Annotated in this window: 9 protein-coding genes; 2 read left to right on the top strand and 7 right to left on the bottom strand. The window is 46.8% G+C overall.

Annotated features, from left to right (window positions below; translation table 11 throughout):
- Nucleotide 1 precedes the first annotated feature (1 nt).
- The 3 genes from LYZ37_RS06825 to LYZ37_RS06835 all read right to left on the bottom strand — a co-directional run bounded on the left by LYZ37_RS06825 (nt 2) and on the right by LYZ37_RS06835 (nt 2,376).
- On the bottom strand, nt 2–355 hold the full coding sequence (locus tag LYZ37_RS06825) for a DUF2750 domain-containing protein (RefSeq protein WP_004743853.1): 354 nt from the start codon (nt 353–355) through the stop codon (nt 2–4).
- Between the two features lie 100 nt (nt 356–455).
- On the bottom strand, nt 456–1,067 hold the full coding sequence (locus LYZ37_RS06830; protein WP_272787022.1) for an OmpA family protein: 612 nt from the start codon (nt 1,065–1,067) through the stop codon (nt 456–458).
- A 1-nt stretch (nt 1,068) separates the two neighbouring features.
- Entirely contained in the window at nt 1,069–2,376 is a 1,308-nt protein-coding gene (locus tag LYZ37_RS06835; RefSeq protein WP_272787023.1) for a TolC family outer membrane protein, read from the bottom strand.
- Nucleotides 2,377–2,795: 419 nt separating this feature from the next.
- Between LYZ37_RS06835 and LYZ37_RS06840 the strand changes: the two genes are divergently transcribed.
- Nucleotides 2,796–18,107, top strand: a complete 15,312-nt coding sequence (locus LYZ37_RS06840) for a VCBS domain-containing protein (protein WP_272787024.1) — start codon at nt 2,796–2,798, stop codon at nt 18,105–18,107.
- Nucleotides 18,108–18,208: 101 nt separating this feature from the next.
- On the opposite strand, the gene LYZ37_RS06845 is transcribed toward LYZ37_RS06840, so the two are convergent.
- Together LYZ37_RS06845 and LYZ37_RS06850 are read right to left on the bottom strand one after the other, a co-directional pair.
- Entirely contained in the window at nt 18,209–19,402 is a 1,194-nt protein-coding gene (locus LYZ37_RS06845; protein WP_272787025.1) for a class I SAM-dependent methyltransferase, read from the bottom strand.
- Between the two features lie 93 nt (nt 19,403–19,495).
- Nucleotides 19,496–20,899, bottom strand: a complete 1,404-nt coding sequence (locus LYZ37_RS06850; protein ID WP_272787026.1) for a methyl-accepting chemotaxis protein — start codon at nt 20,897–20,899, stop codon at nt 19,496–19,498.
- A 95-nt stretch (nt 20,900–20,994) separates the two neighbouring features.
- Between LYZ37_RS06850 and yccX the strand changes: the two genes are divergently transcribed.
- Nucleotides 20,995–21,267 (top strand): acylphosphatase, encoded by a 273-nt coding sequence (gene yccX, locus LYZ37_RS06855; RefSeq protein ID WP_272787027.1) that lies wholly within the window; start codon nt 20,995–20,997, stop codon nt 21,265–21,267.
- 23 nt (nt 21,268–21,290) lie between these two features.
- Here yccX and LYZ37_RS06860 read toward each other — a convergent pair whose 3' ends face one another.
- Complete coding sequence (locus LYZ37_RS06860) at nt 21,291–21,620, bottom strand: TusE/DsrC/DsvC family sulfur relay protein (protein ID WP_272787028.1); 330 nt, start codon at nt 21,618–21,620, stop codon at nt 21,291–21,293.
- 127 nt (nt 21,621–21,747) lie between these two features.
- The gene (locus LYZ37_RS06865; RefSeq protein ID WP_004743393.1) at nt 21,748–22,410 is read right to left on the bottom strand and encodes a Bax inhibitor-1/YccA family protein; all 663 of its coding nucleotides are present in this window, start codon (nt 22,408–22,410) and stop codon (nt 21,748–21,750) included.
- Between the last annotated feature and the right edge of the window lie 73 nt (nt 22,411–22,483).

A 22,483-nucleotide genomic window follows, 5' to 3' on the forward strand; every position in this document is an offset into this window, starting at 1 on the left:
CTTAGTCTAAGTACAATTTAGCTAGGTCAGATGGTTCCATCTCTTTACCTTCCAGTTGGTCATTCCAGTTGGTACCAACTAGAACACCATCTTCTGCCAAGGTGAGTAGCCAATCTTCAACAAAGATGTCTAGCGGAATCTCAAGCACTTCGAAATCTGCCCACTCTTCAACATTGTGAGTTTCTGCATCTTGTTTAGAAGACCAGAAAGGCATTACTTCACTGTTTTCAAATTCTGTAGAATCGCAAGACAGCCAGCCTTCTTCGTTACGCATTCCCCAAACTAGTTTAGATTGCTTCGTTTCAGCAACGAATAACTCAAGGTTTGCTTGAATATCAGCAGTTAATTTGCTCATTGGTATTATCTCATACGTGGATTCGCTGCTAGGGTAACACTCAATAGGGCAAAGCAAAATAAAAAAGGGAGCCAAAGCTCCCTTAATCTAAGAAAAGCGGCTATTTTTTAATTTTAGTGAAAATAGACCATTCTTCTTTTACGTTGCCTTTGTGGCCAATAACTGTCGCGACAACTTTTCGGTTCTTGGCGTGACTGATTTCATCTGTACCGGTTTCGCTTAGGTTAGTATCACCAAAACCGACTATGCGAACTCGGTTAGACTCAACACCGTTGGCAAGAAGAGCATCTTCAACTGAAGTCGCTCGACGTTTAGATAGAGCCATGTTGTATTCGGGTTGACCAACTTTACTCGCAAAGCCTTGAAGTTCAATTGACGTTGAAGGGTAACTTTCAAGGAACTCGGCCATCTCGCGGATCTGTGCGAGAAATGCGGGTTGAATTTCATCAGAGTCGTTGGCGAACAAGATATGCAGGCTCATCTCTTCTTCAGTCTTTACGTAAGTACCACAGCCATCGTTGTCTATTTCTGCAAGGCGGGGAGTTTGTGGACACAAGTCGCGAGCATTAATAACACCATCTTTATCATCATCAAGTAAGTCGTCCACTTGATTTGGTGTGGGAGTATCAATGTATTCGTACGCGTCTTCTGCTTTGAGCGGAGCAGTGAATACGGTAGCCGCGATAATCATAGTTATAAGTGATTTATTCATATCAGTATTCTACCTTTTCATTCCACTCTTGAGGTGTATCGACACGAAGTGCAGCTAACAGGTTACCAGTCGCGTTCATTACTCGATACTTGGCGTATTGCTCATCATACTTGGCATCTAAATAGCCTTTACGGGCTTCAAACAATTCGTTTTCTGTGTTCAATAGGTCAAGTAGGGTACGCTTTCCAAGCTTGTACTGCTTTTCATACGCGATAACGGTATCTGATGCCGAGTCTACGTGGTCTGCAAGAAAGTCTTTCTGTTGTACCGTTAGATCAAGCGCACTCCAAGAGAGACGCAAGCCTTCCTCTACGCTACGGTAGGTGCGGTCACGAAAATCTTTTGCTTTATTAAGTTGATACGCGGCACTTTCGGTCCGGTCAGAGTCTGAACCGCCATTGTATAAGTTGTAACGCATACGAAGCATTGCCGAGAACTCGTCGCTACTACCTCTGATACCACCGGCATCATCACGCCAGGTCTGGTTAGCTTCAATAGATAAGGTTGGGTAATTCACACCCTTAGTTTGATCGTATTGGAATCGAGCCGAGTCGACATCTGCTTGAGCCACTTTAATCACTGGGTGACCGTTAAACGCAGTATCTAAAGCTTCGTCTACAGTAAAAGGGATGGCTGTTTGATCGGCGCGGGGGAAGGTAAGCCCCTGTGGTGACTGACCTACAATGCGTTTAAACTGAGTGTGAACATCAAATAGATTATTTTGTGCTGCGAGCAAGTTACCATGTGCCTTTGCTAAACGCGCTTCAACTTGCGATAAGTCCGCCGTTGAGCCAATACCGGAATCGACGCGCTTCTTTATATCTGAGTAAATTTCTTTATGCACAGCAAGGTTGCTTTCCGATAGTGCTAACACCTCGTAAGCTTTTGTCGCGTCTAAATAGATTTTAGTCACCTGAAGAGCAATGTCTTGAGCGTCTGACATTAGTTGGAAGCGAACAGATTCCGCATCTGCTGCGGTGCGATCCATATCGTTGAGTGTCGCCGAGCCATCCCACAATAGCTGCGTAAGCGTTAGTGTTGCTTCTTTACGGGTTAACTCAGTTTTTGGAGCTGTCGTGGCTGGGTCAACAGCTTCGAACCCAATTCCTGCATCCAAGTCGAGCTTTGGCATATAGGCGCCACCAGAAGCTTCTGCATCGTAAAACTTGCTTTTAAATTCGTTGTAAGAAGCTTTGATTTCTGGATTGGTCGTAATCGTAAATGCGACGGCTTGCTCTAATGTTTGACTGTGTGCTGGAAAGCTAAGTGCAACCGCGCAACTTAGTACTTTCAACTTATTCCAATTCACTCTGACTCTCCTCGAAGTGCTCGTAGGTGAGGATATTACTCAATTTTTCTGTCTCAATACTGAGATATATCCATTAATAGCGCCAATAAAATAACACCCTTGAGCAGATAAAACTAATCTATTTAACAAATAAGTTGTTGTAAATTTGTTATTTTGGAAGGTGGTCGATTTTATGCATGTTGTCGTGTTTAAATGAACGTCATACTCTATAAAGTTGGCTAAAATCGAGATCTTAGTTCCGCTTCTCAATGTTGAGAAATGCAACTTGTGTCGTGTTTGTTGCGGTTTTTGTTCAAAAAACAGGTTTAGCGCAGATATGAAAAATGGTAATTTATAAAGAGTATGAATTTATAATTTGCCAATTATTTGTCACTGGCAACATAACAAAAGAAAGCAGTCAAGGATTAAGGACTTAAAATATGGGTTTTGGTACTTACGTTGCAATGGGTAATTTAGCAGCCAATCAAGTTATCGTTATTGATGTAAACGGTAATGTTAGAGTGTTGGTTGAAGGCGAGTTACCTAGACCTGGCGAGGTTATCGTTCAGTCGAACTCTGATGTAGTAGACAATAATCAACAACTGCAAGTCGAATTGGTTGATGATGGTGGTGAACCACAAGACATCACAGCCGAGATTGAAGACATCTTTGCGGCTTTAGAAGAAGGACAAGATCCAACCCAGCTTGGTGAAGATTTCGCAACGGCAGCGGGTGGGCAATCAGGGTCGAGCTTGACTGCAAGTGGTTCTGTTACCCGTGATGGTACTGAAACGATAGCCAGCACCGAGTTTACAACACAAGGTTTCCAATCTTTAGGCTTGTCTCAAACACAAAGCTTAACTCTATTGGACCAATTCCAGCTATTTGAACCTATTTTCGTTGACTTAAACAACGATCCGCTTGGTGAAAGCCTTGCCGTAACGACAGATGAAGATACCGCGATCAGCGGTACTCTTACGGCCACAGACCAAAACCCAACCGATACACTGACATTCTCTCAAACTTCAACGCCTACGAACGGTACTGCTGTTGTTAACCCAGACGGCACCTGGACGTACACACCAAATGAAAATTACAACGGCCCAGACAGCTTTACCGTAATCGTTGATGATGGCAATGGTGGTACGGATACGTTGGTAGTCAATGTAACAGTAACGCCTGTGAATGATCCCGCTACAGTAAGTGATGATAACGGGACGGTTGTAGAGGACGACGAAAACCAAACAGTTGCTTCTGGAACTTTAGAGGTTGCAGATGTCGATGCTGGTGAAGCGTTTGTCCAACCATACGAAATAACAAATGATTACGGTACTTTTATTGTAAATTCTGATGGCAGTTGGACTTTCACTATCAATAATGAAAGTTCAGTTGTACAAGCATTACCTAATGGTGAGGAAATCCCTTTAGCGTTTGATGTTACTTCAATTGATGGTACTGGAACGGGCACTGTTTCTATTACTGTCAAGGGAACGAATGACAGTGCAATTATCACCCCATCCGATAACGAAGACACGTCCGTGGTTGAAGTGGGCATTGATGGCAATGGCGATCCGATTGGTGATACGCAGGCAGGCGGTCAGCTAACCCTTAAAGACGTCGATGACGGTGAGCAGGTGTACAAGCAGCCAACCAGCTTGGCAGGCGAGTTTGGTACCTTCACCTTCAACATCAACACGGGTGAATGGACGTACACCCTTGACCCCGATAAATCAGACGCGCTGAACGCGGGTGACCAAGAGACCGACAGCTTAACGGTCGAGTCCTTTGACGGTACGGCGCGCGAAACCATCACCGTGAACATTGTCGGCAGTAACGATGGCGCGACCATTACCCCATCCGACAACGAAGACACGTCCGTGGTTGAAGTGGGCATCGATGGCAATGGCGATCCGATTGGTGATACGCAGGCAGGCGGTCAGCTAACCCTTAAAGACGTCGATGACGGTGAGCAGGTGTACAAGCAGCCAACCAGCTTGGCAGGCGAGTTTGGTACCTTCACCTTCAACATCAACACGGGTGAATGGACGTACACTCTTGACCCCGATAAATCAGACGCGCTGAACGCGGGTGACCAAGAGACCGACAGCTTAACGGTCGAGTCCTTTGACGGCACGGCGCGCGAAACCATCACCGTGAACATTGTCGGCAGCAACGATGGCGCGACCATTACCCCATCCGACAACGAAGACACGTCCGTGGTTGAAGTGGGCATCGATGGCAATGGCGATCCGATTGGTGATGCGCAGGCAGGCGGTCAGCTAACCCTTAAAGACGTCGATGACGGTGAGCAGGTGTACAAGCAGCCAACCAGCTTGGCAGGCGAGTTTGGTACCTTCACCTTCAACATCAACACGGGTGAATGGACGTACACCCTTGACCCCGATAAATCAGACGCGCTGAACGCGGGTGACCAAGAGACCGACAGCTTAACGGTCGAGTCCTTTGACGGCACGGCGCGCGAAACCATCACCGTGAACATTGTCGGCAGCAACGATGGCGCGACCATTACCCCATCCGATAACGAAGACACGTCCGTGGTTGAAGTGGGCATCGATGGCAATGGCGATCCGATTGGTGATGCGCAGGCAGGCGGTCAGCTAACCCTTAAAGACATCGATGACGGTGAGCAGGTGTACAAGCAGCCAACCAGCTTGGCAGGCGAGTTTGGTACCTTCACCTTCAACATCAACACGGGTGAATGGACGTACACCCTTGACCCCGATAAATCAGACGCGCTGAACGCGGGCGACCAAGAGACCGACAGCTTAACGGTCGAGTCCTTTGACGGCACGGCGCGCGAAACCATCACCGTGAACATTGTCGGCAGCAACGATGGCGCGACCATTACCCCATCCGACAACGAAGACACGTCCGTGGTTGAAGTGGGCATCGATGGCAATGGCGATCCGATTGGTGATGCGCAGGCAGGCGGTCAGCTAACCCTTAAAGACGTCGATGACGGTGAGCAGGTGTACAAGCAGCCAACCAGCTTGGCAGGCGAGTTTGGTACCTTCACCTTCAACATCAACACGGGTGAATGGACGTACACCCTTGACCCCGATAAATCAGACGCGCTGAACGCGGGCGACCAAGAGACCGACAGCTTAACGGTCGAGTCCTTTGACGGCACGGCGCGCGAAACCATCACCGTGAACATTGTCGGCAGCAACGATGGCGCGACCATTACCCCATCCGACAACGAAGACACGTCCGTGGTTGAAGTGGGCATCGATGGCAATGGCGATCCGATTGGTGATGCGCAGGCAGGCGGTCAGCTAACCCTTAAAGACGTCGATGACGGTGAGCAGGTGTACAAGCAGCCAACCAGCTTGGCAGGCGAGTTTGGTACCTTCACCTTCAACATCAACACGGGTGAATGGACGTACACCCTTGACCCCGATAAATCAGACGCGCTGAACGCGGGTGACCAAGAGACCGACAGCTTAACGGTCGAGTCCTTTGACGGCACGGCGCGCGAAACCATCACCGTGAACATTGTCGGCAGCAACGATGGCGCGACCATTACCCCATCCGATAACGAAGACACGTCCGTGGTTGAAGTGGGCATCGATGGCAATGGCGATCCGATTGGTGATGCGCAGGCAGGCGGTCAGCTAACCCTTAAAGACATCGATGACGGTGAGCAGGTGTACAAGCAGCCAACCAGCTTGGCAGGCGAGTTTGGTACCTTCACCTTCAACATCAACACGGGTGAATGGACGTACACCCTTGATCCCGATAAATCAGACGCGCTGAACGCGGGTGACCAAGAGACCGACAGCTTAACGGTCGAGTCCTTTGACGGCACGGCGCGCGAAACCATCACCGTGAACATTGTCGGCAGCAACGATGGCGCGACCATTACCCCATCCGATAACGAAGACACGTCCGTGGTTGAAGTGGGCATCGATGGCAATGGCGATCCGATTGGTGATGCGCAGGCAGGCGGTCAGCTAACCCTTAAAGACATCGATGACGGTGAGCAGGTGTACAAGCAGCCAACCAGCTTGGCAGGCGAGTTTGGTACCTTCACCTTCAACATCAACACGGGTGAATGGACGTACACCCTTGATCCCGATAAATCAGACGCGCTGAACGCGGGTGACCAAGAGACCGACAGCTTAACGGTCGAGTCCTTTGACGGCACGGCGCGCGAAACCATCACCGTGAACATTGTCGGCAGCAACGATGGCGCGACCATTACCCCATCCGATAACGAAGACACGTCCGTGGTTGAAGTGGGCATCGATGGCAATGGCGATCCGATTGGTGATGCGCAGGCAGGCGGTCAGCTAACCCTTAAAGACATCGATGACGGTGAGCAGGTGTACAAGCAGCCAACCAGCTTGGCAGGCGAGTTTGGTACCTTCACCTTCAACATCAACACGGGTGAATGGACGTACACCCTTGACCCCGATAAATCAGACGCGCTGAACGCGGGTGACCAAGAGACCGACAGCTTAACGGTCGAGTCCTTTGACGGCACGGCGCGCGAAACCATCACCGTGAACATTGTCGGCAGCAACGATGGCGCGACCATTACCCCATCCGACAACGAAGACACGTCCGTGGTTGAAGTGGGCATCGATGGCAATGGCGATCCGATTGGTGATGCGCAGGCAGGCGGTCAGCTAACCCTTAAAGACGTCGATGACGGTGAGCAGGTGTACAAGCAGCCAACCAGCTTGGCAGGCGAGTTTGGTACCTTCACCTTCAACATCAACACGGGTGAATGGACGTACACTCTTGACCCCGATAAATCAGACGCGCTGAACGCGGGTGACCAAGAGACCGACAGCTTAACGGTCGAGTCCTTTGACGGCACGGCGCGCGAAACCATCACCGTGAACATTGTTGGCAGCAACGATGGCGCGACCATTACCCCATCCGACAACGAAGACACGTCCGTGGTTGAAGTGGGCATCGATGGCAATGGCGATCCGATTGGTGATGCGCAGGCAGGCGGTCAGCTAACCCTTAAAGACGTCGATGACGGTGAGCAGGTGTACAAGCAGCCAACCAGCTTGGCAGGCGAGTTTGGTACCTTCACCTTCAACATCAACACGGGTGAATGGACGTACACCCTTGACCCCGATAAATCAGACGCGCTGAACGCGGGTGACCAAGAGACCGACAGCTTAACGGTCGAGTCCTTTGACGGCACGGCGCGCGAAACCATCACCGTGAACATTGTTGGCAGCAACGATGGCGCGACCATTACCCCATCCGACAACGAAGACACGTCCGTGGTTGAAGTGGGCATCGATGGCAATGGCGATCCGATTGGTGATGCGCAGGCAGGCGGTCAGCTAACCCTTAAAGACGTCGATGACGGTGAGCAGGTGTACAAGCAGCCAACCAGCTTGGCAGGCGAGTTTGGTACCTTCACCTTCAACATCAACACGGGTGAATGGACGTACACCCTTGACCCCGATAAATCAGACGCGCTGAACGCGGGTGACCAAGAGACCGACAGCTTAACGGTCGAGTCCTTTGACGGCACGGCGCGCGAAACCATCACCGTGAACATTGTCGGCAGCAACGATGGCGCGACCATTACCCCATCCGACAACGAAGACACGTCCGTGGTTGAAGTGGGCATCGATGGCAATGGCGATCCGATTGGTGATGCGCAGGCAGGCGGTCAGCTAACCCTTAAAGACGTCGATGACGGTGAGCAGGTGTACAAGCAGCCAACCAGCTTGGCAGGCGAGTTTGGTACCTTCACCTTCAACATCAACACGGGTGAATGGACGTACACTCTTGACCCCGATAAATCAGACGCGCTGAACGCGGGTGACCAAGAGACCGACAGCTTAACGGTCGAGTCCTTTGACGGCACGGCGCGCGAAACCATCACCGTGAACATTGTCGGCAGCAACGATGGCGCGACCATTACCCCATCCGACAACGAAGACACGTCCGTGGTTGAAGTGGGCATCGATGGCAATGGCGATCCGATTGGTGATGCGCAGGCAGGCGGTCAGCTAACCCTTAAAGACGTCGATGACGGTGAGCAGGTGTACAAGCAGCCAACCAGCTTGGCAGGCGAGTTTGGTACCTTCACCTTCAACATCAACACGGGTGAATGGACGTACACTCTTGACCCCGATAAATCAGACGCGCTGAACGCGGGTGACCAAGAGACCGACAGCTTAACGGTCGAGTCCTTTGACGGCACGGCGCGCGAAACCATCACCGTGAACATTGTTGGCAGCAACGATGGCGCGACCATTACCCCATCCGACAACGAAGACACGTCCGTGGTTGAAGTGGGCATCGATGGCAATGGCGATCCGATTGGTGATGCGCAGGCAGGCGGTCAGCTAACCCTTAAAGACGTCGATGACGGTGAGCAGGTGTACAAGCAGCCAACCAGCTTGGCAGGCGAGTTTGGTACCTTCACCTTCAACATCAACACGGGTGAATGGACGTACACCCTTGATCCCGATAAATCAGACGCGCTGAACGCGGGTGACCAAGAGGCCGACAGCTTAACGGTCGAGTCCTTTGACGGCACGGCGCGCGAAACCATCACCGTGAACATTGTTGGCAGCAACGATGGCGCGACCATTACCCCATCCGACAACGAAGACACGTCCGTGGTTGAAGTGGGCATCGATGGCAATGGCGATCCGATTGGTGATGCGCAGGCAGGCGGTCAGCTAACCCTTAAAGACGTCGATGACGGTGAGCAGGTGTACAAGCAGCCAACCAGCTTGGCAGGCGAGTTTGGTACCTTCACCTTCAACATCAACACGGGTGAATGGACGTACACCCTTGATCCCGATAAATCAGACGCGCTGAACGCGGGCGACCAAGAGACCGACAGCTTAACGGTCGAGTCCTTTGACGGCACGGCGCGCGAAACCATCACCGTGAACATTGTCGGCAGCAACGATGGCGCGACCATTACCCCATCCGACAACGAAGACACGTCCGTGGTTGAAGTGGGCATCGATGGCAATGGCGATCCGATTGGTGATGCGCAGGCAGGCGGTCAGCTAACCCTTAAAGACGTCGATGACGGTGAGCAGGTGTACAAGCAGCCAACCAGCTTGGCAGGCGAGTTTGGTACCTTCACCTTCAACATCAACACGGGTGAATGGACGTACACCCTTGACCCCGATAAATCAGACGCGCTGAACGCGGGCGACCAAGAGACCGACAGCTTAACGGTCGAGTCCTTTGACGGCACGGCGCGCGAAACCATCACCGTGAACATTGTCGGCAGCAACGATGGCGCGACCATTACCCCATCCGACAACGAAGACACGTCCGTGGTTGAAGTGGGCATCGATGGCAATGGCGATCCGATTGGTGATGCGCAGGCAGGCGGTCAGTTAACCCTAAAAGACGTTGATGACGGTGAATCTTTCTTCCAAACGCCAGGTTCTTTAGATGGTCAATACGGTACGTTTACATTTAACCCGACAACAGGTCATTGGACTTATACGTTGGATAACGACAAAGTTGATATGTTAAAGGTTGGTGATCAGCGTCAAGACAAACTGGTTGTGACATCGTTGGACGGTACAGCAACTGAGACTATTACGGTAAATATTCTTGGCACCAATGACGGCCCTATCGCCGTAGATGACAAATATAATGTTCCTCAAGAAACGCTATTGTTTACCGAGTCATTTGAGAATATGACCAACACCCCTGAATGGGTAGTGTTATACGGTGATCAACTGGGTGATTGGAAGGCGACAAATGGCTTAGAAATTCAACATGAGAGTGTTGTTAATGAGGCCTCTGATGGTGAATATATTGCTGAGCTAGATGCCCATAAGAATACTGCAATCACCACAACTATCGATACAGCAGGCCAAGATAGTATTCGTCTTGAGTTTGATTATAACCCTCGTCGAGATGGTCAATCTTCATCAGATATGACTTTCAAAGTGGGTGATGTGCTAGTCACTGTTCATGCGGATGGAACATTGTCAGGTGCGGAAGGACTGAATATTCAAATTGGTCAGCCTGATGCTAATGGTTGGTATCGAATTACTGCAGAGTTAGACGTCAAAGGTGACAACACTGAGTTAACTTTTGCAGGCGCAGGTAAATCTGATAGCTATGGCGCTTTGTTAGATAACATTACCGTTACTGGCTTAGATTACCCTAACCTTGTTACAGAAGAAGACACGTCAATCACCTTCTCGTTTGACGAGTTACTCGCAAATGACACCGATATTGATGGCGATGACTTATCAATCATTGAAGGTTCAATTACGTCAGCAACCAATGGCACACTGACGGTAGATTATGTTGCTAAAACAATTACCTTCAAGCCGGACGAAAACTACAACGGTGAAGCTACCTTTAAATACAAAGTAACCGATGGTAATGGCGGCGAAGATGATGCGACCGTAACGCTCAATATTACCCCTGTGAATGATGATCCTGTGTTTGTCGATGATAAAGATAAACCACTTGGTGATGATGTAACAATTAGTACCTCAACCAAAGAAGATGCTTCTGTCTCTGGTAAGGTTAAAGCAACAGACGTTGATGGTGATTCGCTCACCTACACTGCAAGCAACCCACAAAATGGTAGTGTCACAGTTAAACCAGATGGTTCTTGGACTTATACACCAAAGCCAGAGTATGACGGTCCTGACTCATTCGTTATTACTGTCTCTGATGGTAATGGTGGCACCGATACGATTACGGTTAATGTTGATGTTTTACCTGTTGCTGAACTTACAGTGACATCAGGTCAGCCAGTAACCGAAGGCGACGAGGCTTACCTATCATTTGAAATCAACCTCGATGAGCTTGTTTCTGAGAATGTGGGTCTTGATCTTACTCTTGGTGCAGCAGGGGATACTGCAACCAAAGGTATTGATTACGAAGACAAGATTTATGTTAAAGATGGGCAAGGCTACAAAGCGCTTACACCGAATGAGCTTGCTAACTTAATTATTGACAAGGGTGAAGATAGCATCGAAGTGTTCGTCAAGGTTATTGACGATAGCCTACTTGAAGGTGAAGAAACAGTTACCCTAAAAGTATCTTCTGACAGTCAATACGTTGAAGTTCCAGGTCAAGACACCGCGCAGGGTAAAATAGTCGACGAGACGATTACCGCAGATAAAGAAACAGTTACCGTAACATTGAAAGGGCCAAGTACGGTAGTCGAAGGTGACACTACAACACCATTTACCATCACTCTAAGTGAAGCGGTACCTGAGAAGAGTGTTATTACTCTTAAATACACTTACACCAATGCCGATAACCAAGATATTGTTGAAGTGCTTGAAGTTGAAATTGAGGCGGGTTCCAAAACCGCTAACTTCACGATTGATACAGTACCAGATAATGAGTACGAACAAGGTCAACAGTTCAACGTTAGCGTTGTATCGGTAAAACATGATGACAAAAATGTTTTTGAACAGCTAGACACAACTTCTGCGAATAAAGATGTTGCGATTGACGATAGTCATGACAACCCACCTGAATCAGAAGACTTTACCGCTTCGGTAGCAAGTACTGGTAAGACGCAAATCGTGTTCGACCATACTGATGCGGCTAAAGACCATATTTCTGATGACGAAGACGACGCAGCTAATAAAGATGTTCGTGTTGTTATTACCGAGTTACCTGATCATGGAACCTTGTATTACAACGGAGTTGAGATAACGAAAGAGCAGTTGTACTCGGGTGAAGGAGATACTCAATATGATAAGTTTGACCCTGACTTGATCGAATATGAGCCGGATGCAGATTCAGAAGGTTTTGTATTAGGTCTGCACAGTAGTTCTGATGAAAAACCTCTAGGAGAGGACGATCAAAGTGCCTCCCGTGAAGATTTCTACAACTGGGGCACTGAAGTTAATAGTACAACTCGCGAGCTAGATTTGGGCGGCAACGATAAAGTAATTATCAGTTCAAATGGCGGCGCTTTAACCCAGTACCGAGGCGATGCTACAGCTAACCATGTTGGTCATGGCATTGGTATTGGAGCAGGTCAAGGCATTAATGACGGTGAAGTTCTCTCTATCGACTTTGCAACGCGTCCGGCGGATTCGATTACTTTAGGTCTAGATGGCCTTGGCGGTTACTTTGAGAAAGGTCTTGGCAATTCAAATGAGTCAAGCGTTGAGATTACTGTTTACTTTGAAGGTGGTAGTAAAACATTTAGTTATCAAAAAGAGTCTTCTGGTAATGACGATCTGTTCCATGAGCTGACCATTCCATCTGCGGGCTTTGAACTGCCTGATGGTGCTGAAATCACTCGTGTTGAACTTACTACTGACGGGCCGGGTAACTGGGAGCTACGTTATCTAGAAACAGAACTGAGTGACTCTTTTGATTACCGCGCTGTAGATAGTGATGGTAACTTCAGTGATGAATCAACGGTTACTATTGCGGATCAAAATGCAGCCCCTGTTGCAGTCAATGACCCTGAAGGCTTTAGCGTTAGTCTTGGTTCGTTAAATGTAAATGATTTGGGTTCTTGGCAAAGTGATGACGCATCTATGTCTGCCTCTTACCAAGGCGTGACTAAAGACATTACCGAAGTGGGTGTAAAGCGTGGTGTAGGTGGTCATGAAAATGGCGGGATTGAGGAGCAAATCCAATTCAATCGTGAAGATGGCGTTTCTGAGCAATTAGAGATCACGTTAGCGAAGCCAGCGACTCAGTTTAGCTTTGAAGTCTCAAATCTATTTAAAGGCGAAGGTGGTTCAGGTAATCACGAGCAAGGTAAATGGATCGCTTACTTAGATGGCGTGGTGGTTGCGAGTGATACATTTGTAGCAAATAAGGGCAACTCAAACGGGTCTTATACTGTTGACTTGAAGGGTAAAGCGTTTGATTCAATAGTCTTTGAGTCGACAGATTTTGTTGATGTTCCTGCACGTGGCTCTGATTCTTCAGATTACTTCCTAACAGGTTTTGAGGCTTCGAGTGAATCTGGTGCTTACGCTGTCAATCAAGGTGGTGTACTTGAAATTCCAGTTTCAGAGCTGTTAGCGAATGATTCAGATCCTGATAACGACGCCATACGCATCACCTATGTATTCGGCGATAAACATGGTGAAGCTCGAATTGAAAATGGCAAAGTTCTGTTTGACCTAGATGATGACTTTTTTGGCACGACAGAGTTTAAGTATCAGATCACAGACGATAACGGTGGGTTTGCAGAAGCGATCGTTAAAGTTGTGGTCAACCCTGAGCCGAGCCCTGCTTCTGTTGAAGGCATTTCTCTACTCTCTTCATCGGTTGATGAGGGGCAGAGTCTAGCTTATAAAGTTGCGCTTGATGGAAGCACACTAACTGAAGCTCGCTATAAAGTGACGCTTACTGGTGCGCAAGGTGATACGGCAGATGGAGACGACGTAGACCTGAGCAAAGTTCAGTTTACTAATGGCGTGACCTATGATGAGGCTAAAGGTGAAGTTATCGTCCCTGTGGGAGTGAAAGACTTTACGATCTTAGTTCCGACGGTTAACGACAGTGTTCACGAAGTCGATGAAACCTATACAGTGACCATTGATGGTAAAACTGCTACAGGCGCCATCATCGATAATGACGTCACGATAAAAGTACATGATGCACCGCGCGTTAATGAAGGAGAGCAAGCGGTATTCAAGGTAGAACTAAGTGAAGCGTCATCGGACAAGCATTATGTAAAATTTGAAGCGACCACTATCGGTTACGATAGCGAAACAGATGATATTGATGTTGATTCGTTAGTCTATGAATACCGAGATACAAGGGGAGACTTCCAAACTGCCACCGTAGTTGATGGATACATTGAAATCCCTGCGGGCGTTACTGAACTGCGTGTTTCGGTGCAAACGGTTCAAGACGATAAGTTTGAGTGGACTGAAAAGTTCGGTTTACACATTATTGCGACTAAATCTGAAGCAGGCAGCAACTCTTCTATCGATGAGGCTCGCTCTGATCTTGAGGGCGTTGGTTCAATCAAACTCGACAATGCTGATAATCCGACGTTGACATTAAGCAATGCCACTGCAGTTCTTGAAGGTGATAGCGCAGTATTTGATGCAAACCTATCTAAGGTTTCTGAAGCATCGATTGATATGAAGGTTGAGTTCGTATTCTCTGCAGGTTCCGACAAGGCTAGCTTAGAAGATCTGGCTTTAGATAGTGCAAAACCTTATGAAGGTGTGACAGTAACATACCTACATAAAGGTCAGCTTAAGACTATTGAGGTTGATGAAACCGATGGGACGTTTACGCTTCCAGCAAGAGTGACCGATTTTAAAGTAATTGTTGATACTTTAGATGATAGTGGCCTAGAAGATTCTGAAAGCTTTGAAATTAAACTTTCTGAGGTTCCTTTCGAATCACCTACAGATGGTAGTTTAGATGTAATTATCAATCATGGACAACATGGCGTTACTGCTGCTGGGACTATACTAGATAATGAAGTTGCACCAGTGATAACTAATGCTGCCGTTTCGGTGTCAGAAGAAGGGCTTATTGGTGGAATTGTCGACGATAATGGTTTGTCATTGGACACTACAGACTCTGCGACGATAACAGGTAAGCTTACTATCCGAGATGATAATGGAGATTTAGCTGATACGGTATTTAGCAATGACGATGGCGAAATCACTATTCGTGATACTAGCGGAAACCTTATCGAGTCGGACGGAACTCCTCTAACTTGGATCGTTTCTAACGATGGGCATACCTTAGTTGGTTCTGCATCAGGGCAGCCTATTGTCGAAGTCTCTCTAGATAATGTTGGTACTTATAATATTAAGCTTCTTGGTCAGATTGATCATCCTAATACTAATGGAGAAGATAGCTTAAGCATTGACCTTCCTGTTATCGCTAAAGACGCATCTGGGCTTTCATCAAGTGGTAAGATTACGCTATCTGTTGAAGATGACTCACCAGAAGCGTCACGAGTTCATCATGACGTTGCCGCTGAAACTAAAGTTGGGGCTAACGTTCAGCTAATTTTGGATGTTTCAGGTTCAATGAAATGGGACTCCGTGACTGGTTCTGATAAAAATGTTACTAAGTCTCGACTCCAAGTGATGCAAGAAGCAGCGATTGAAATGCTCAAGCAATATGACAGTCTTGGTGCGACGAAAGTGCAAATCGTTCTGTTTAACTATGCAGCGTCTAGTTCTGTATGGATGACTGTTGATGAAGCGATAGCCCAAATCAATGATTTATCGGCAAGTAGTACTACGGATTACGACGATGCCATTGATAAAGCGGCTAAGTCTTGGTCAACGTCAGACAATGGTGGGAAGTTAGATGGTGCGACAAACGTTAGCTACTTCTTGTCTGATGGTGACCCAACAAGTAGTGATGGAGATAACCCTAATACCATTGAACAGGATGAGTTATCAGCTTGGGTTGACCATTTAACAGAGAATAAAATTACCGCTATTGCGTACGGAATGGGCGAGGATGTGACTACAGCGCACCTAGATCAAGTCGCGTTCGATGGTTCTGTAAAAGATGCTGCCATTGGTGGTCAAGGAGATAGTAAATCTACAGTAGTCGCTGACCTAACTCAGTTACCACCGATTATGCTTCAATCAGTTATTGAGCCGATTGAAGGCAATTTACTGGCTGGTCAAGAGGGTGCCGATGGTGCTGATATTTCTCAGTTGACAATAGATGGTGTGACTTACGATTTTGATGGTGAGACGTTAACTGTTACTGATAACAACGATTCAGTTTCACACTTATTTGATAGAGAAACGAACACCCTTACTGTATTTATTGATTCTAAGCACTCATTGGTTATTGATCTTGATGATGGTGATTATGAGTTCTTCGGTGCTCAGAGTAGCCAAGCTGTGAATCTAGAATTCGGCTATACCTTAACTGACACCGACGGTGATAGCAGCAGCAATGTGTTGTCTTTTGAAATTAAAGAAGCGTCAGGTGGGGACAATACGAATACTCCACCAACGGCAAGCGACTTTACGATTTCTTCTGATAGCAATGTTGCTCAGGTAGATTTTGCACCGCACGCAAAAGACAATGAAGATGATGCTTCAAGCGATAAACACACCTCAGTTCGAATTGAAGAGTTACCAGGGCACGGTAAACTCTATCAAGTTGACAGTAGTGGCAAGATTATCGGTGACGCACTGGAAGTAGGTAGCGAAGTATTAGACAGTGCAAATATTGTTTATGTTGCCGATAAGGTAACGTCAATAGTCCATGGTGGTTCGTTAATCGGTGATGACTTTGTTCAAGACAATGGACTGAATGAGAAAAATAAAGACTCGGGTGTTGATCAGCTAGAGCTTGAGGGAATGGTTATTTCCGGTGGTAAGTTTGATGGGTTGAACTTCGCTGACGCTGATGCAACGATCAAATATGACCACAATAACAATCAATCTGGGGTGTTTGTTCATACTAGCCATGATAATGGCACGGGTAAGGAAACTCAGATCGGTGAGTATATGTCAATCTCATCAACAGAAGGGGATATCTCAACCGCTAAGCTTTCATTTGCGAGCCTGCAAGGGCAGTTTAATAACGGTCATGCAAAAGTAGTCGCCTACTTATTCCATGGCGGCCAACCAGTGACTAAAGTCGATCCATTAGTAATTACGGGTGGGAAGTCAGGTTACGCGACAATTGACTCAAGTGAAGGCATTTTTGATGAGATTCGACTGGTTGTTGTGAATACTCACAATGCGGGCAAAGATGCAGGATTTAACTTATCAGGCGTCGAGCTTACGCCTAGTGGCCCAGTGGATATAAAAGATGAGTTTAAATACACTGCCATTGATTCTGATGATCAAGATAGCCCTAACCAAGGTACTGTGACGGTCAATGCTACTTCTATTATCGATGCAGGCGAAGGTCAATTGGACATGGTAACAATTAATCATGCAGGCGATAAAATTGATTGGGCTCAGTCGGCGGCCACGATTTGGGGTAGTGAGAACAATGGAGTGTTGGAATATGATGCATCTAATGGCCTCGCGATCGATGTTGGTATCGGCAACGATTTAGTGCATTTAGGTGATGGGAATGACACGATTTACATGGGTGACAGTCATTCGCCAATAAATCAAGATGATATTACACCAACGAAGCAAGCAGCTATTGACGAAATTAGTAACAATTTTGCTGAAATCGATATTGCCGATTTGGTAGACGATAATCTAAACGACTCTTTTGCTCCTGATGAGGATTCATCTATTGCCCTGAAGAATATTGTTGAAACCGATGACAATGTGTCAGCGAGCCGACCTGGCGTTGATATCGCTCACGGTGGTGGTGGTAACGATACAATCTATGGGCAAGGTGGAACCGATTTGATTTTCGGTGGTACTGGTCATGATGTCCTGGATGGTGGTGAAGGTAATGACGCTGTCAGAGGTGGGTCTGGTAATGACACACTTATAGGTGGCCTTGGTGATGATATTTTAGTTGGTGATGATGGCGCTGATATCTTCAAGTGGGTAGATATGGCAACTGAGCACGATCGTGTCACTGATTTTGATAAAGATCAGGGAGATAAGCTTGATTTATCTGACCTGTTTGAAGATGTATCAAAAGCAGATATCTCAGAGTTGCTGACAGAGCTGAAAACGACGAACGAAGGAGAGGCTTCTGCAGTTAAGGTATCTGTTAGTGAGGAAAGTGGTTCGTCAACATTGATAATAGAGAAGGATAGCAATACGTTAACTATTGATTTTGATGGGGCGTCCGCGACTGATATCACGAATAGTCTGGTCGATAGCTTAGAACATTTAAAGCACTAAAATAAAAACAGCCGGAGTTAGAAATAACTCCGGCTGTTTTTTCACGCCTGTAGAAAAGCCACCTTACATAGGTGGCTTTGCTGTTTGGTGAGCTTGCTTCTCTACAACACCTTACAAGCGAAACCTTTCAGGTAAAAACCTTCTGGGTATGCACTGTCAGTAGGGTGGTCTGCTGCTTGTTCAAAGCGTTCTACAAACTTCACCTGACGGCCAGAATCAACCGCAGCGTCTGCAATCACTTTCTGGAATAGCTCACCGCTCATCAAGCCTGAACACGAGTAGGTAAGCAGTGTTCCACCTGGTTTTAGGATTTGCATGGCTAACATGTTGATATCTTTGTATCCGTTAGCGCCTGACGTTAAGTTGTTTTTGCTTGAAACAAACTTAGGTGGGTCCATGATAACCACGTCAAACTTAGTGCCCTGATCGCGATACTCACGCAGTAACTTGAACACATCAGCATTTAGGAAGACGGCACGCTTTTTCGAAATATCGAACTCATTTAGCTCAGCATTGTGTTTCGCTGTATCAAGCGCTGGCTGAGATACATCAGCATTGATAACGCGCTTAGCGCCACCTTTCAAAGAGTAAAGACCGAAGCCACCAGTGTAGGAGAAGCAGTTCAGAACTTCTTTATCTTTTACATACTTCATTGCTTGTTGGCGGCTATCTCTTTGGTCGAGGTAGAAGCCTGTTTTGTGGCCGCCAACGATATCGACACTGATTTTTACGCCATTCTCTTCGATAACCACAGATTTAGGTGGCTCTTGACCATGAAGGATGCCAACAGTCTCTTCTAGGCCTTCTTTCTTACGTACGGCAACATCAGAACGTTCGTAAACGTTACACTCAGGGAAACATTCGACTAAGGCATCCACAAGTGTTTGTTTGTGGAACTCAGCGCCAGCACTTAGCAACTGACACACTAAGTAGTCTTGGTACTTATCGATAGTGATACCGGGAAGACCATCTGACTCAGCAGCAATCAAGCGGTAGCCAGTGAGTCCATCACGCTCGATGATATCTTCACGTAACAATTGAGCGTCTTGAATACGCTTAACAAAAAAGCCCTTGTCGATGGATTCTTTTTCGAAGCTCCAAACGCGTGCTCGGATTTGAGAGTTTGGCGAGTAAGCTGCCTTTGCTAGCCATTTACCATCGTGAGCGAAAACGTCGACCGTTTCCCCTAATTTCGGCTCACCTTCGACTTTGTGTATTCCACGAGAGAACACCCAAGGGTGCTTGCGGCGAAGGGATTTGTCTCGTCCTTTGACTAGATAAATAGCTGGAGTCATTGGTTTACTCAATTGTTTATTTGGAAAGGTGGGGTATTTTCTAGGATGTGTTTTTGAAAAGCAAATAAAAGAGCCGCTCAAGGCGGCTCCGGTTTATGCTTTTAGGCCCGTAAGTAAGGCTTCCATTTGATCGCTTTGATTTCGCAGTTGAGCGATATTGGAGTTGGTCGCATTGATCATGCTGCATACGCTGTCAGATTGGACGCGTATATCTTCAACGCTTGCGGCGATGTTATCTGCCACAACACCTTGCTCCTCGGCTGCAGTCGCGATCTGAATACTGCTGTCTGAGATTGATTGGTTTTTCTCTGCTAACGCACCAATTTCAACATCAACTTCCGACATACGTTGCTGGCCTTCAGAGGCATTAACAACCGTTGTTTCCATTAACTGCGTTAAAGACTGGCTATTACGCTGCAGAGCTTCGATCATGGTTTGAATTTCTACCGTTGCTTGTTGAGTACGACCTGCTAAGGCACGAACTTCATCAGCAACCACCGCAAAACCACGACCTTGTTCTCCGGCGCGCGCAGCTTCGATCGCGGCGTTTAGAGCGAGCAGGTTGGTTTGTTCAGAGATTCCGTTGATCGTCGTGACCACTTCATCAATTTGCGCTGCATTGGCATCAAGTTCTGCGACTGCTTCAGAAGCTGACTGGATCTCTTGAGAAAGCTTTGAAATCGAGCTCAGCGTATGTCCAACTTTAGACTGCCCTTGTGTTGCCACACTGCGAGCATCTTCCGTTTGAGCGCTAGATTCATGGGCCAAGTTAGCGACTTCTCTAATTGTAGAAGCCATTTGCTCTGTCGCGCTAGCTAGAGAGTTTAGGTGCTCTTGTTGGCTGCTAGAAACCTCTGCACTCTGCTGATTCGATTGGTTCAAGTCGGAGCTAATCTGTTGCATTAATGCGATAGACTCTTGAATGGAGATCACCATGTTCTGCTCTCGTTCAGCAACTTTGTCTATGGTGATAGCTATCTCACTGAATTCATCGCGTACTTTAAAGAAGTTCATTCTACTGGTGAGATCACCATCGGCTAACGTGTTAAGCGCTTTATTCATGGTAAACATTGCACCGCCAATAAAGGTCATGATGTAGTAAACACCTAGCGCAATAAGTGACAATGTCACTAAAATAATAACCATGTGGGTAGTAGACATTGCTGACCACAAGTTGTGCTCGTGAATGGCCGCTAGACTAAACGCTCCGTCATTGACGCTTACAGCCCCTTCGCCACTACCAAATTGGATGGTATTTGAATCCTTGATGATGTTCGCGACCTGATCTTGGGAAAGGTTTCCGGCTTCAATCAGGTTACGCATTAGAACAAGTTCGTCCTTATAGAGGTGGTTAAGCATTTGGTCGGCACTGTTATCAAGAACCAAGGTCAGGATGATTAATGCGATAACTGGGAGTAAGAAGAGTAAGTAGAACTTCTCCTGGATTTTTAAATGAATGAGATATTTGTCAATCCAGCGAAAAGGTATTTCTTTCATAATTATTATGTCCAATGAAGAGACCCATATATCCATTATGGGTAAGAATAGTACGCGCCTAATATATCATTGACTCAATAGTAGAGGTATACGGAATGGATCAAAGTTGTGAGAGGTTCACAGTATCGGGATTAGTTCAAGGAGTGGGGTTTCGCTACCATACGTCATATCAAGGTCTTAAACTCGAAGCGACAGGCTATGCAAAAAACCTAGACAATGGGGATGTTGAAGTGGTGGTCTGCGGCAGCGATTCGCAAATAGAAACGATGGCAAAATGGTTAGAACACGGGCCTAGAAGTGCGAGAGTTGATAGCTTGATTCGAGAATCTATCGCTTATAAACCGTACAAAGGGTTTAAGATCCTGTAGTAGGGACTACAGGACATTTATCGCTATAAACATTTAGCAGGTTTTGGTAATCCCGCGAGTTTTGTCGCTTGCTTTGCGGGACCTTGCTTGAAGAGCTTAAACAGGTATTTGCTGTTACCTTTTTCCGGGCCGTGGGCTTTTTCTATCGCTTTAACGAGCATGCGAACTGCGGGAGAAGTATTGAACTCTTCGTAAAAATCGCGAACAAAATGAATCACTTCTAAGTGTGCTTCGGTTAACTCGATACCTTCTTGTTCTGCCAGTATTGAAATCATACCTTCTTCCCAATCAGTATGATCTAATAAGTAGCCTTGTGCGTCAGTTTCGATTTGTTTGCCGTTGTACTCAAACATCTTACGATCCTAATTTTTATGATATTCAATAGGGTAGCGCAGCATACCTTGACTGGGCAAGATATCAAGTAAAAAGCCCGAAAGGGAAACCTTTCGGGCTTTGTCATATCTATACAACAATAACGAATTAGTCGTTGTTCATAATGCCTAAGATTTGAAGTAGGCTAATGAAGATATTGTAGATCGATACGTATAGAGTCACTGTCGCAGAGATGTAGTTAGTTTCACCGCCACGAACAATGCTTTGAGTTGTCATAAGAATTGCCATTGTAGAGAAAACAATGAACAAGCTGCTTAGCGCTAGGTGAAGTACTGTTGATTGTATAAAGATACTTGCAATCATACCAACAATCAGAACAACAAACAGAGATAGCATCAAGCCACCCATCATCGATAGGTCACGCTTTGTTGTTAGTGCGTAAGCAGAAGCTGCTAAGAATGAAAGCGCAGTACCACCTAGTGCAGTTACGATAAGATCGCCCATACCAGCGCCAACGTAGGCGTTAAGGATTGGACCTAACGTGTAACCCATGAAGCCAGTTAATAGGAATGTGAATACAAGGCCCATTCCATTGTTACGGTTCTTTTCAGTTAAGAATAGTAAGCCGTAAAAGCCTACTAGTGTGATAATTAGGCCAGGGTGAGGAAGGTTCATCACCATAGCCACACCAGCAACGACTGCAGACCAAAGCAGCGTCATTGAAAGTAGTGCATAAGTGTTACGCAATACCTTGTTGGTTTGTAGAGCACTTTCTTGGCTTGAAGTGCGTGTAAACATAGGACTGTTCATAATCTTCCTCGTGAGGTTTTATGTTTATATCTACATTTATGAGGTTGAATGAGCAAAAGATCAAGCCCCAATT

The sequence above is a fragment of the Vibrio tubiashii genome (genome assembly GCF_028551255.1).
Taxonomy (GTDB): Bacteria; Pseudomonadota; Gammaproteobacteria; order Enterobacterales; family Vibrionaceae; genus Vibrio; species Vibrio tubiashii_B.